This is a genomic window from Cryobacterium sp. TMB3-10 (genome assembly GCF_004402305.1).
GTDB classification, from domain to species: Bacteria; Actinomycetota; Actinomycetes; order Actinomycetales; family Microbacteriaceae; genus Cryobacterium; species Cryobacterium zongtaii.
The window spans coordinates 43,835-56,606 of sequence record NZ_SOGH01000024.1 but is presented as its reverse complement, the minus strand read 5'-3'; the positions used below and the strand labels follow the sequence as shown (position 1 = coordinate 56,606).

Sequence of the window (12,772 nt, the reverse complement as noted above, 5' to 3'; positions counted from 1 at the left end):
CGGCAATCCACGAAAGGAATATCTCATGAAGAGAAAGCTCGCATCTCTCGCCGCGCTGGCCACTGCGTCCGCGCTCGTGCTGGCGGGATGTTCGTCCGCCACCGATGAAGGCACCGACGCCTCCACCGACAACGGCGACAAGACCATCACCCTCTGGCTCGCCGGCGGCGACACCCCCGATGAACTGCGCGACTACCTGAAGTCCGAATTCACCGCACAGACCGGCGCCACCCTGAACATCCAGCAGCAGGACTGGGGTGACCTGGTCACCAAGCTGACGACCTCACTGCCGGACGCCAACAACACCCCGGATGTCACCGAGCTGGGCAACACCCAGTCGTCGACCTTCACCAACGTGGGTGCGTTCCTCGACATCTCCGACATGTACGAGGAGCTCGGCGGCGCCAACCTGCTGCAGTCCTTCGTCGACGCCGGCATGGTGGGCGACAAGAACTACGCCCTGCCCTACTACTTCGGCTCCCGCGCCGTATTCACCCGCGCCGACGTCTGGGCGGCAGCCGGAGTCGAGCAGCCCACCACCCTCGAGGAGTTCAACGCCGGCGTCGCCGCGATCAACGCCGCCAACCCGCTGAACATCCCCGACTTCTCCGGCTTCTACCTCGGCGGTCAGGACTGGCGCAACGGCATCTCCTGGATCTTCGCCAACGACGGCGAACTCGCCACCGTCAAGGACGGCACCTGGACCTCGACGCTGGCCTCGGAGAACACCCTGACCGGCCTCGCCCAGCTGCAGGAGCTGTACAAGTCAGCCTCCAACGCGCCCAACGACGCCAAGGACTCCAACCAGTACATCTACCTGAACGACAGCGACGAGATCAAGGATGCCGAGGGCGCCGTCACGTCGAACACCTCACTGTCCGCCGCCACGATCATGGCCCCCACCTGGGCGCACTGGTCGATCGGAACTCTCGGCACCGACGCCGACGGCAAGGCCACCCGCACCTGGGATGACACCAAGAACGCGGTCTTCGCCCTGCCAGGCAACGACGGCAAGCCCGCCCCGGTCTTCGCCGGCGGATCCAACATCGGCATCTCTGCGACGAGCAAGAACCCCGAGCTGGCCAAGAGCCTCCTCAGGATCATCTACTCGGAGGAGTACCAGATGATGCTCGGCCAGAACGGCCTCGGCCCGGCGAACAGCGACTACGTGGACTCGCTCGGCGACGACCAGTTCGCCCAGGCGCTGATCGCCTCGGCCTCGAACTCGAAGCTCACCCCGGCAGCGCCCGGCTGGGCCACGGTCGAAGGCTCCCTCGTGATGGAAGAGTTCTTCAGCAAGATCGAGGGCTCCACCGACCTGAAGGCACTCGCCAAGGAATACGACGACAAGCTCACCCCGATGCTGAACGGCGAATAGCCGGCAGCCTGTCGAACCAGACGAATCGAACAACGAAAGGAGGGTCGGCGTGACCACGCAGAACCTCGTGCTCGGCCAGGCCGATCCGCCGCGGCCGGCCAGGCCCCGAAAAAGGGGCAGATCAACGCCGTACCTGCTGGTCATCCCGGCCTGCGCCATCCTGATCCTGGCGCTCGGCTATCCGCTGGTCTGGCAGTTCATCACCTCGATGCAGAGGTTCGGACTCTCCCAGCAGTTCGGCCAACCCCCGGAATTCGTCTGGTTCGACAACTACGTGACCCTGTTCACGGACCCGTACATGTGGACCGTGGTGGCTCGGTCGCTGGCCTTCTGCCTGGTCACCGCCGCGGTCACCATGGCCATCGGCACCCTGATGGCGCTGCTGATGAACGCCGTGCACACCAGCGTGCGCATCACCCTGCAGATCTCGTTGCTGCTGGCCTGGGCGATGCCCGTCGTCGCGGCGATGACGGTCTGGAACTGGCTCATCGACTGGCGCCGGGGGGTGCTGAACTCGGTTCTGACCGGTATGGGCCTGGACTTCCAGAACCACAACTGGCTGGCCAACCCGCTGTCGTTCTTTTTCGTGGCGATGGTCATCGTGGTCTGGATGAGCGTGCCGTTCGTGGCGTTCTCCATCTACGCCGGCCTCACCCAGGTGTCCACAGAGGTGCTCGAGGCCGCCCAGCTGGACGGCGCCACGCTGGCCCAGCGGCTCCGGTACATCATCGTGCCGATCATCCGGCCGGTGCTCGCGATCATCCTGCTGCTGCAGGTGATCTGGGACCTGCGGGTGTTCACCCAGATCCGCCTGCTGCAGGACGTCGGGTCGATCGCCTCGGAGACCAACCTGCTCGGCACCTACATCTACCAACTCGGCGTCGGCTCCAGCGACTTCGCGATGGCCAGCGCCGTCTCGATCTTCGTGCTCGTGCTGACCGTGGCCCTGAGCTGGTTCTACGTACGCAGCATGCTCAAGGAGGACGAATCATGACCTCGACGGTCCAATCCACCGGCGCATCCGCCCCGCCGGCCGGCTCGCGGCCCCGGCCCGACCTCCCGCCGACCGGCCGGAAGGGCGGCGGCGGCAACCGGCGCATCCGCCCTGGCCGGATCGCGCTGGGCGTGATCGGCATCGTGGTCTCCCTGATCTGGGTGTTCCCGGTCTACTGGATGCTCAACTCGTCGCTGCTGCCCAACGTGGTGCTGCAGAGCACCACCCCGACCTGGCTCCCGTTCGGCGGCTCCCTCGACAACTTCGTCGCGGTCTTTTCGGGCGGCACCTTCCTGCCCGCCCTGGGCATGAGCACGGCCATCGCCCTCATCACCGTGGTGTTCTGCCTGCTCTTCGCTTTCCTCGGGGCATTGGCGATCAGCCGGTTCAGATTCCGCGGGCGCAAGGCGTTCGTCCTGGCCGTGCTGCTGATCCAGATGCTCCCAGCCGAGGGGCTCTTCATCGCTCAGTACAAGCTGATGGGCAGCCTGAACATGCTCAATTCGATCGTGGGCGTGAGCATCATCTACATCGCCGCGGTCGTGCCCTTCACGATCTGGATGCTGCGCGGCTTCGTCGCCGGCGTCCCCGCCGACCTCGAGGAGGCGGGCATGATCGACGGCCTGAGCCGCACCCAGGCGTTCATGCGCATCACCTTCCCCCTCCTCGCCCCCGGCCTGGTGGCCTCGGGCGTCTACGCGTTCCTGCAGGCCTGGAACGAGTTCACCGTGGCCCTGGTGCTGTTGCAGGACAACTCCAGCCAGACGCTTCCGCTCTGGCTGCGCGGCTTCATCCAGGCCAGCGCAAGCCGGGCCACCGACTGGGGCCAGGTGATGGCGGCGTCCACCATGGTGGCCATTCCGGTGATCATCTTCTTCCTCTTCGTGCAGGGCAGAATGACCAGCGGACTGGTCAGCGGGGCGGTCAAGGGATGACCGGCGGCCACGGCGACGACTCCCCGGTGCGCAGGAACATCCGGGCGACCCTGATGCCGGGCTTCGTGGGCACCGTGCTGCCGGACTGGTTGCGCCTGCGCCTGCAGGACGGACTCGGAGCCGTGTGCCTGTTCGGGCAGAACATCGTCTCGATCGCCCAGCTGCGGGCGCTGACCGACTCGATCCGCGCCGCGAATCCGCTCGCGGTCATCGCGATCGACGAGGAGGGCGGCGACGTCACCCGGCTCTACTTCTCCTCGGGCTCGCCGTATCCGGGCAACGCCATCCTCGGCCGGATCGACGACCTCGGCTACACCGAGGAAGTCGGCCGGCAGGTCGGCTGGGAGCTGCGGAAGGCCGGCTGCACCCTCACCTTCGCGCCGGACACCGACGTCAACTCCAACCCCGACAACCCGGTGATCGGCGTGCGCAGTTTCGGCGTCGACCCGGTGCGGGTGGGCCTGCACTCCGCCGCCTGGGTGCGCGGGTTGCAGTCCACCGGGGTCGCCGCCTGCCCCAAGCATTTCCCGGGCCACGGTGACACCGCCCTCGACTCCCACCTGGCCATGCCCGTCGTCGACCTGCCGCCGTCGACCCTGCGCGAGCGGGAGCTGGTGCCCTTCAACGCCGCGATCACCGCCGGCGCGAAGACCATCATGACCTCGCACATCCTGCTGCCCCAAATCGATCCGGAGAACCCCGCAACACTCTCGACGCGGGTGCTCGGCGGCCTGCTGCGCACCGAACTGGGCTTCACCGGCGTCATCGTCAGCGACGCCCTGGATATGAAGGGTGCCAGCGGCATCCTGGGCATCCCGGGGGCCGCCGCCGCCGCCCTCGCCGCCGGCTGCGACCTGCTCTGCATCGGCACCGAGAACACCGCCGAGCAGCTCGACCAGATCGAGGCCGCCATCCTGGCCGCCGTCGACGCCGGAACCCTCACCGAGGCCCGTCTCGCCGAGGCGGCCGGCCGGGTGCACCGCCTCGCGGCCGGAATCCGCGACGACACCCTGGACATCCAGCTCCCGGCTGCCGCGCTGACGATGCCGGAACCCAGCTTCGATACCGGGCGGATCCGTGCCTCCTTCGCGATCAACGACCACGCGAAGCGGTGGCTCGCGGCGGTTCCGGAGACCTTCCCCGTGGTTCGCCTCGACACCGTCACGAACATCGCCGTGGGCTTGGCGCCCTGGGGGCCGTTCGCCGAGGTGGCCGCGCATCCGGAGTCGGACCTCGCGACCGTGTGGCTGGCCAGGCCTCTCCTCGCACGCAGCGCAGAGGACAGCGGGGCGCTGGAGCTCTCGGCCGACTCTGCCGTGGTCGTGATCGGCAAGGACAACCACCGGCATCCGTTCATTCGTGACCTGGTGGATACGCTGCGCGCCGACCGCCGTGATGTTCTCGTGGTCGACATGGGCTGGCCGTCGGACGACCTGCGCTACGCCGACATCGCCACCTTCGGTGCGTCGAGGCTGGCCGGGCGGGCGCTGCTGGAGCTGCTGGCGGCGGTGCCCCCGACCGCGGTGCCCCTGACCGCCGAGCCGGTGACCGCCGAGCCGGTCTAGCTCACCAGGTCGCGCGCCCGCAGCGCGCCGCCGAGCAGGCCGGCGTTCTCGCCGATCGACGCCGGTAGGATCACCGGACGCCGGTGGAAGCTGAGCAGGGCGCTCACCCTCTCACGCAGCGGCACGAACAGCTGGTCGCCCGCCTGCGCCAGGCCGCCCCCGATCACGATCGCTTCCGGGGCGAGGATCGCGGCCAGCTGGGCGATGCTCAGGGCGAGCGCATCCAGTGCCTCGCTCCAGATCAGCGCCGCCGCGGGGTCGCCGGTGCGGGCCAGGGCCAGAGCCTCGCGGGCCCCGCTCAACCGGATGCCGGTGACCTCTTCGTAGCGGCGCACTATCGCGCCGGCCGAGGCCACGGTCTCCAGGCAGCCCCGGGAGCCGCAGCCGCAGAGCGGACCGGACGGGTGCACTATCGAGTGGCCGATTTCGCCCGCGTAGCCGCCGCCGGTGTGCGCCCGGCCGTTGATGAACAGCGACCCGGCGATCCCGGTGCCGATGACCAACACCACCACGTTGCGATAGGGGCGGGCGGCGCCGAGCCTGAACTCGGCCTCACCGGCGGCCCGCACATCGTGCGAGAAAGTGGTGGGCAGGTGGATGAGTTCTTCGGTGAGTTGTTTGAAGGGCACGTTGGACCAGTGCAGGTTGGTGGAGAGCACGCCGATGCCCGCGTCGTCGTCGACGAGGCCGGGGGCGAGCAGGCCCACCGCCCGGGGCCGCACCGCGGGAAAATCCGCGGCGAACTGCAGCGTGAGCTCCTGCACCCGGGCGATCACCGAGAAGGCCGTGCGCTCGCCGTCCAGCGGTGTCGGCGTGCGGCTGAGTCCGAGCATCCGGCCGGAGGTGTCGAAGAGCGCGGCCTTGGTGTCGGTGCCGCCCACATCCACGGCGATCACCGGCTCGCCGGCGCCGAGCGGGAGGGCCTGGGCGAGAACCGAAGTGAGGGTCACGGCGGTCATGGCTGGGGCTCCTCAGCGGTCGGCGAGTGTCGCGGGGCAAGAAACCGGCCACGAGGGTGCTCATGCTGTATCAACTGCCTGTGAGGACATTGTCCCACGCGCCGACTCTGTTTGTAAAGGATGGTAACAATTAGCGGGGAGCGGGTGAACAGCCGCGCAGGTTAGGTTTGAAGGACGCGTGCGCGCAAGCGGCGCATTGACAGACATATAGAGGTAGGAACCGAGCAGTGGCTGAAGCAACCGTGACCCCGGGCACCGAGGTGTCCCCGAAAGAGGTCGAGGCTCAGGCCGTGCGCCGGCGTACCTTCGCCGTCATCTCGCACCCCGACGCGGGCAAGTCCACGCTCACCGAGGCGCTGCTGTTGCACGCGCGGGCCATCACCACCGCCGGCGCCACGCACGGCAAGGCCGGCCGGCGCGGCACCGTCTCCGACTGGATGACCATGGAACAGGAGCGTGGCATCTCGATCACCTCCGCCGCCATCCAGTTCGAGTACCGCGACAGCGTGATCAACCTCGTCGACACCCCCGGCCACGCCGACTTCTCCGAGGACACCTTCAGGGTGCTCTCCGCGGTGGATGCCGCCGTGATGCTCGTCGACGCCAGCAAGGGCCTCGAGGTGCAGACCATGAAGCTCTTCGAGGTCTGCAAGCAGCGGGGCCTGCCCGTCATCACCGTGATCAACAAGTGGGACCGGCCGGGCTCCGCCGCCCTCGACCTGATGGACGAGATCCGCACCCGCACCGGCCTGATCCCCACCCCGCTGACCTGGCCGGTGGGCATCGCGGGCGACTTCCGCGGTGTGATCGAGCGGGACAGCAGCGACTTCATCCGCTTCAACCGCACCGCCGGCGGCGCCACCCGCGCCGACTCCGAGCGCACCACCGCCGAAGAGGCCGCCGCAGTCGAGGGTGACGCCTGGGTCGCCGCCGCCGAGGAGTCCGAACTGCTCACCGAGGAAGGCCAGAACCACGACGAGGAACTGTTCCTCGACGGCGTGACCACCCCGGTGCTGTTCTCCGCCGCGGTGCTCAACTTCGGTGTGCAGCACATCCTGGACACCCTGGTGGACTTCGCCCCGCCTGCCGAGGCGCGCCTGGACGCCGACGGCGGCCACCGCCCGGTGACCAGCCCGTTCTCCGGCTTCGTGTTCAAGGTGCAGTCCGGCATGAACTCCTCGCACCGCGACTACGTCGCATTCGTGCGGGTCTGCTCCGGCCAGTTCCGCCGTGGCATGGTCGTCACCCACTCCGCCACCGGCCGGCCGTTCGCCACCAAGTACGCCCAGCAGCTGTTCGGCAAGGACCGCGAAGTGGCCGAGGAGGCCTGGCCCGGCGACATCGTCGGCCTGGTCAACGCCTCCGCTTTGCGGGTCGGCGACTCCATCCACGAGGGCAGCCCCGCGGTCACCTTCCCGCCGCTGCCGATGTTCGCCCCCGCGCACTTCCGCGCCGTGCGCCCCGCCGACACCAGTAAGCACAAGCAGTTCCGCCGCGGTATCGACCAGCTCGACCACGAGGGTGTCATCCAGGTGATGCGCTCGGACCTCCGCGGCGACCAGGCCCCGGTGCTCGGCGCCGTCGGCCCGATGCAGTTCGAGGTCGTCGAAGAGCGGATGTCGCACGACTTCGGCGCCGCCATCCGCAGCGACGTGCTGCCGTACCAGCTGGCCCGGCGCACCGACAAGGAAAGCGCGCTGATCCTGGGCCACGACCGCCAGGTGGAGGTGCTCCGCCGCAGCGACGGCACCTTGCTGGCCCTGTTCAGCACCCCGTGGCGGCTGCGCAACACCGTGCGCGACCACCCCGAGCTGTTGCTCGAGGACCTCGCCGGCGGCGGCCCCATCGACGAGGTGCGGTACTAGCCCAATCCGCACATCACGTCGCGCCGAACTACACTCGGAAGCCTCAGTGACCAGGGAATCGCCCCGGTGGCAGCAACGACAGGGGAAAACGTCATGAAGTCATTCGCGTGCGGAGATGTGGTGCCAGGGTGCACGGCGAGTTGGGTCAGTTCCACCGATGACGAAATTCTCGTTCTCGTCGCCCAGCACGCGAGCGCGGTGCACGGCATCAGCACCGTGAGCCCCGAGCTGGTCCAGAGCGTCACGGACCGGATCGTGGTCGTCTCCTGACGACACCGCTCCCCGCCACCGAGTGGGCCGCCCTGCTGGACGCTGTCAGCGCCGGAACGGGCGTAACGGCGGCGTTCCAGCCGATCGTGGACACCGCCCGCGGGATCGTGGTGGGGTTCGAGGGCCTGGCCCGCTTCGAAATGCCGGCGGGGATCAGCGTCGAGGACCTGTTTGCCCAGGCCCGCGCCGCGAACCGGTCCGCGGAGATCGAGGCGCGCTGTCTGCGGGTCATCCTCGCCGAGCGCGGCTCGGTGCCGACCAACTGCTTCATCACCGTGAACGTGTCACCGCACGTGCTCGGCCATGACGCGATCCGGCAGGTCTGGCGGGACCAGGCCGACCTCACCGGGGTGTTCGTCGAGCTCACCGAACAGTCCGCCATCGACTCCGCGGCCGACCTCGAGCCCGAGCTCGACGCCATCCGTGCTGCCGGCGGCCTGATCGCCGTTGACGACCTCGGCTCGGGCTACGCCGGTCTCAGCCGCCTGCTGGCGCTCAAACCCGCACTGATCAAACTCGACAGGGAACTCATCCAGGGCATCGACACCGACGAGGCGAAACGCGCGCTGGTCGAGATGATCGGCACCTTCGCCAACCGCATCGACTCCTGGGTGCTGGCCGAGGGCATCGAAACAGCGGCGGAGTACGACACCATCACCGCCCTCGGGGTGCCGCTCGCGCAGGGCTACTACCTCGCCCGGCCCGGTCCCGCCTGGCCCGACCTGGCCAGGCCGGTGGTGCCCAGTGCGGAGCGGCAGCCCGTTCCCGTCGTGCGCGATCTGCTCGACATCGCCCCCGGCGCGGAGTCGGTGGCCGCCGCAGCCCGGATCTTCACCGATCACGCGGAGGTGCGCACCGTGGTGCTCATCGACCACCATGGCCGGCCCGTCTCGGTTCTCGACAGTGAGAGCGCCCACCTCGGGGTCACGACCGGCGCCGTGCGGGTGAACCTGGACACCCCGGTTCGGGATGCCCTGCTGCGCGCGATCACCCGTGACAGCACGCATCGCTACGATCCCCTGATCGTCACCGACAACGCCGGCCGCTACGCCGGCATCGTGCGCCTGGAACGCCTCATCACCACCGCTGTTCGGTAGGCCGGTCAGTCGCATCGCCACGACACCAGCGCGCCTGCCCCGTGCCGGTGCGTGCGGGCTCAGGGGTCGAGAAGTTCACGCAGCCGCTCGAGGTCGACGCCGTCGCTGGTGTCGAGGAAGAACGCGCCCTGCCACGCCTGGGTGCGGATGGCCTGGGCGTTGCTGGTGCGCGACCACGGTGGATAGACCCTGAAGCCGCGTTTGCCGCCCTGGCCCGCCACCGACACGATGCCGTGACGCTGCAGCGCGGAGCGCGGGAATACGAACTGACCGGAGTGCAGCCCCTCCCGGGTGAGGATGACCAGGTGGTCGACGTCGTCGACCGGGAAAGGTTCGGTCGAACCGGTGGGCGATCGCTGCCAGACGGCGACGAACAGGCCGACCTTGCGGGGCGTCACCCGGCCTACCCGGAACCGCAGGCGTCGAGTTCCGATCCGGGCAACGGCGCCGCCGTAGTCCACGTTGTCGATGTCGTTCTCGGCGGCCGCAGTCTCCGAATGACCGCACAACGACCCGAACAGGGCCATGGCCCCTGACACGTCCGGGTGGATCACGACGACGTGGTCCGGTCGGAGGGCACGGTGGGGTACAGCGTGGCGGCGGCCGTCGCAAACGAGAACCAGACCGGGGAGCCCACGGCGGCGTCGAGCTGCGCGGCCTCCTTCGGGCTGACGTCCGCGGCCAGCACGGCGCTCCGTGCCCGAACAAAGTCGCCCCGGGGCTCGAGGTCGATCAGTTCGGCTCGCACGCTGCTGAGCTGCGAATCGGCCGGCGGGTCGATCGACACCGACACTGCGCCCGGACGGACCGCCAAAGACAGCGGTGCCCCGTCGGCCACGCCCGGCTCGGGGATGTTCGCGACTGGGGCCGCGGCATCCGCCGTGATCAGGTTGGTGCCCCGGCGCACACCGGTGAGCAGGTTCAGGCCCGCCAGACCGGCCGCGAAGGCGCTGCGCGGCCGGTCGAAGACCTCGGCCGGGGTGCCCTGGTCGACGATCCGGCCGCCCTCGACGATCACCACGCGGTCGGCCAGGGTGTAGGCGTCGAGCACATCGTGGGTCACGATCAGCGCGCTGCGGCCGGCCAGCACGCGGCGCAGCATCCGCCGCACCGCCGGCGCCACCGAGATGTCCAGGGCGGCCAACGGTTCGTCGAGCAGCAACAGGCCGGGGTCGGATGCGAGGGCCCGCGCCACCGCGATCCGCTGAGCTTGCCCGCCGGAGAGCTCGGCCGGGCGCCGGGCGGCCAGCTGTTCGGCATCCACTTCGCGGAGCCAGTGGGTCGCGATCTGGCGAGCCCGGCCCGAGGGCGCTCCCGCGCTGCGGGGGCCGAAGGCGACGTTGTCGAGCACGCTCAGATGCGGGAACAGCAGCGCCTCCTGGGCGAGCAGGGAGACACCGCGCTGGTGTGGGGGCCGCCAGGTGCGGGGGCGACGCCCGGCGCCCGGCAGGTCGAACAAGACGGTGCCGTTCAGCTCGCAACGCCCGGAGTCGGGGGTGACCAGCCCGGCGATGGTGCCCAGCAGGGTGGACTTGCCGGCGCCGTTGGGCCCCAGGATCGCGACGGTCTCGCCGGCCGCCACGTCCAGGTGCAGGCTGACGTCGCGGTCGGCGACGTGCAGGTCGAGGGAGAAGGTCACGAGAGCGCCCGTGCCCGACGGCGGGAGGGCTCACCGGTGCGATGGGCGAGGCTGACGATGATGACGGCCACGACCACCAGCACCAGTGACAGCGCCACGGCGGTGTCCGGGTCGGTCTCCCGCTGCAGGTAGATCTCCAGCGGCAGGGTGCGGGTGGTGCCCTGCAGGCTGCCGGCAAAGGTGAGGGTGGCGCCGAACTCGCCCAGTGCCCTGGCGAACGACAGCACGGCGCCCGACAGCACGGCCGGCAGCACCAGGGGCAGGGTGATGCGGCGCAGCACCGTGGTGGGGCTGGCGCCGAGGGTGGCGCCGACGGCTTCGTACCGGCTGCCCACCGTGCGCAGGGCGCCCTCCAGGCTCAGCACCAGGAACGGCAGGGCGACGAAGGTCTGCGCGATCACGACGGCGGTGGTGGAGAAGGCGATCTCGATGCCCAGGAGTTCGAAGGTCTTGCCCAACAGTCCCCGGCGGCCGAAGGTGTAGAGCAGCGCGATGCCGCCGACGACCGGGGGGAGCACGAGGGGGAGCAACACCAGCGAGCGGAGCACCTTCTGCCCCCAGAAGTCGGTGCGGGCCAGGACCAACGCCATCGGCACGCCGAAGACTACACACAACGCGGTCGCCGCCAGCGAGGTGCGCAGACTGAGAAGCAGCGCGGCGACCGAGGACTCCGAGCTGATCAGCGGAACGAACTCGGTCCAGTTCACCCTGAGCACCATCGCCACGAGCGGCAGTAGCACGAAGACCGCGCCGAGGCCGGCCACGGCGAAGACCCAACGGGGAACCGTCATGAGATCACGCCGCCCCGAAGCCCGCGGCGCGCAGCACGGCGGCGCCGGCGCTGCCGGTGACGTAGTCGACGAACGCCCGGGCCACGTCAACGGATGCCGAGCCGGTCACGGGCACGATCGGGTAGGTGTTGACGGCGCTGGCGGCCTCGGCGAACTCGATGCCCTCGACCGCGGCGCCCGCGGCGGCGACGTCGGTGACGTAGACCAGGCCGGCGTCCGCTTCACCCGAGGTGACCTTGCCGAGCACATCGGTGACGGATGATTCTTCGCTCACCGGGCTGAGCGTGACCCCCGCGCTCGCGGCCACGGTCTCGGCCGCGGCGCCGCAGGGTACCTCGGGGGCGCAGGCGACGAGCCTGACGTCGGGTCTGGTCAGGTCGGTGAGGTCGGTGATACCCGCGGGGTTGCCCGGCGGCACCGCGATGGTCAGGACGTTGGTGGCGAAGTCCACGGGCTCGCCGTCGCCCAGCGCCGCATCCGTGAGCCTGGCCATGTTATCGGTGTCTGCCGAGGCGAAAACGTCGGCCGGGGCGCCCTCGATGATCTGGGTGACGAGGGCGGAGGAGCCGGCGAAGTTCAGCACCACCGTGGTGCCCGGGTTGGCGGCTTCGAAGGACGCGGCCAGCTCGGTGAAGGTGCCCTGCAGCGACGCGGCGGCGTAGACCGTGATGTCGCCCCCGAGCGCGGCGGCGGAGCCGGTCGGTGACGGGGTCGCGGACCCGCATCCGGTGAGGGTCAGGCTGATCACGACTGCGGTCGCGAGGCTGCGGGTGACGCGGGCCACGGTCAGACTCGCCCCTGGGGTGTTTCGACGATGACCGTCGTGGCCTTGACCACGGCGATGGCGACCGAGCCGAGTTCCAGGCCGAGTTCGCGTACGGCTTCACTGCTCATCAGCGAGACCACGCGGTGCGGGCCGCACTGGATCTCAACCTGGGCCATCACGGTGTCCATCACGATGTCGGTCACGAGGCCCACGAACCGGTTGCGGGCGGACCGGCCGATTCCGGACGGATCCTCCGGGAGCACCGCGTTAGTGCGCGCCAGCTGGGCCAGCGCCAGGCCGTCGACCACGGTGCGGGACGAGGCGTCCTTCGAGCTGGGCAGCACGCCGTTGTCGATCCACCGGCGCACGGTATCGTCGCTGACACTCAAGAACGCGGCCGCGTCTTTGATGCGTATCTGAGGCATGAAAAACACTCTAGCTCCGATTTCGCGGAGTGACGTGCGGCTGTGACCCGCATCCGCAATTCGGTGGGGACTAGACGATTCGGCGCGG

General features: G+C 69.4%; 13 protein-coding genes. 7 read left to right on the top strand and 6 right to left on the bottom strand.

Annotated elements, in window-relative coordinates; all coding sequences use genetic code 11:
- Window positions 1-25: 25 nt before the first annotated feature.
- The 4 genes from E3T22_RS13030 to E3T22_RS13015 are packed head-to-tail and all read left to right on the top strand — an operon-like array spanning window position 26 to window position 4,872.
- The gene (locus tag E3T22_RS13030; protein ID WP_134479547.1) at window positions 26-1,378 is read left to right on the top strand and encodes an extracellular solute-binding protein; all 1,353 of its coding nucleotides are present in this window, start codon (window positions 26-28) and stop codon (window positions 1,376-1,378) included.
- 49 nt (window positions 1,379-1,427) lie between these two features.
- Window positions 1,428-2,372: a carbohydrate ABC transporter permease gene (locus tag E3T22_RS13025; RefSeq protein WP_088457547.1), complete on the top strand. Its 945-nt coding sequence runs from the start codon at window positions 1,428-1,430 to the stop codon at window positions 2,370-2,372.
- On the top strand, window positions 2,369-3,307 hold the full coding sequence (locus E3T22_RS13020) for a carbohydrate ABC transporter permease (protein WP_088457546.1): 939 nt from the start codon (window positions 2,369-2,371) through the stop codon (window positions 3,305-3,307). The genes E3T22_RS13025 and E3T22_RS13020 overlap by 4 nt, the downstream gene beginning before the upstream one ends.
- Window positions 3,304-4,872 (top strand): glycoside hydrolase family 3 protein, encoded by a 1,569-nt coding sequence (locus E3T22_RS13015; protein ID WP_088457545.1) that lies wholly within the window; start codon window positions 3,304-3,306, stop codon window positions 4,870-4,872. Before E3T22_RS13020 ends, E3T22_RS13015 begins: the two co-directional genes overlap by 4 nt.
- Here E3T22_RS13015 and E3T22_RS13010 read toward each other — a convergent pair.
- Window positions 4,869-5,831 (bottom strand): ROK family protein, encoded by a 963-nt coding sequence (locus tag E3T22_RS13010; protein ID WP_088457544.1) that lies wholly within the window; start codon window positions 5,829-5,831, stop codon window positions 4,869-4,871. The genes E3T22_RS13015 and E3T22_RS13010 overlap by 4 nt on opposite strands.
- A gap of 227 nt (window positions 5,832-6,058) precedes the next feature.
- Between E3T22_RS13010 and E3T22_RS13005 the strand changes: the two genes are divergently transcribed.
- The 3 genes from E3T22_RS13005 to E3T22_RS12995 all read left to right on the top strand — a co-directional run bounded on the left by E3T22_RS13005 (window position 6,059) and on the right by E3T22_RS12995 (window position 9,063).
- Entirely contained in the window at window positions 6,059-7,696 is a 1,638-nt protein-coding gene (locus E3T22_RS13005; RefSeq protein ID WP_241980076.1) for a peptide chain release factor 3, read from the top strand.
- Between the two features lie 93 nt (window positions 7,697-7,789).
- Entirely contained in the window at window positions 7,790-7,966 is a 177-nt protein-coding gene (locus E3T22_RS13000; protein WP_088457543.1) for a DUF1059 domain-containing protein, read from the top strand.
- A complete protein-coding gene (locus E3T22_RS12995) occupies window positions 7,963-9,063 on the top strand; it encodes an EAL domain-containing protein (protein ID WP_370291261.1) in 1,101 nt (366 codons plus the stop codon). Before E3T22_RS13000 ends, E3T22_RS12995 begins: the two co-directional genes overlap by 4 nt.
- A gap of 59 nt (window positions 9,064-9,122) precedes the next feature.
- Here the strand turns inward: E3T22_RS12995 and E3T22_RS12990 are convergent, their stop codons facing one another.
- Genes E3T22_RS12990 through E3T22_RS12970 form a run of 5 tightly spaced genes read right to left on the bottom strand, consistent with a single transcriptional unit; the run spans window position 9,123 to window position 12,684 of the window.
- Window positions 9,123-9,617, bottom strand: a complete 495-nt coding sequence (locus E3T22_RS12990; RefSeq protein WP_240632289.1) for a MepB family protein — start codon at window positions 9,615-9,617, stop codon at window positions 9,123-9,125.
- On the bottom strand, window positions 9,614-10,702 hold the full coding sequence (locus tag E3T22_RS12985) for a sulfate/molybdate ABC transporter ATP-binding protein (RefSeq protein WP_134408510.1): 1,089 nt from the start codon (window positions 10,700-10,702) through the stop codon (window positions 9,614-9,616). Before E3T22_RS12985 ends, E3T22_RS12990 begins: the two co-directional genes overlap by 4 nt.
- On the bottom strand, window positions 10,699-11,493 hold the full coding sequence (locus E3T22_RS12980; protein ID WP_088457539.1) for an ABC transporter permease: 795 nt from the start codon (window positions 11,491-11,493) through the stop codon (window positions 10,699-10,701). The genes E3T22_RS12985 and E3T22_RS12980 overlap by 4 nt, the downstream gene beginning before the upstream one ends.
- A 4-nt stretch (window positions 11,494-11,497) precedes the next feature.
- On the bottom strand, window positions 11,498-12,283 hold the full coding sequence (gene modA / locus E3T22_RS12975; RefSeq protein WP_088457538.1) for a molybdate ABC transporter substrate-binding protein: 786 nt from the start codon (window positions 12,281-12,283) through the stop codon (window positions 11,498-11,500).
- On the bottom strand, window positions 12,280-12,684 hold the full coding sequence (locus E3T22_RS12970; protein WP_088458155.1) for a molybdopterin-binding protein: 405 nt from the start codon (window positions 12,682-12,684) through the stop codon (window positions 12,280-12,282). Before E3T22_RS12970 ends, modA begins: the two co-directional genes overlap by 4 nt.
- Window positions 12,685-12,772: the final 88 nt, after the last annotated feature.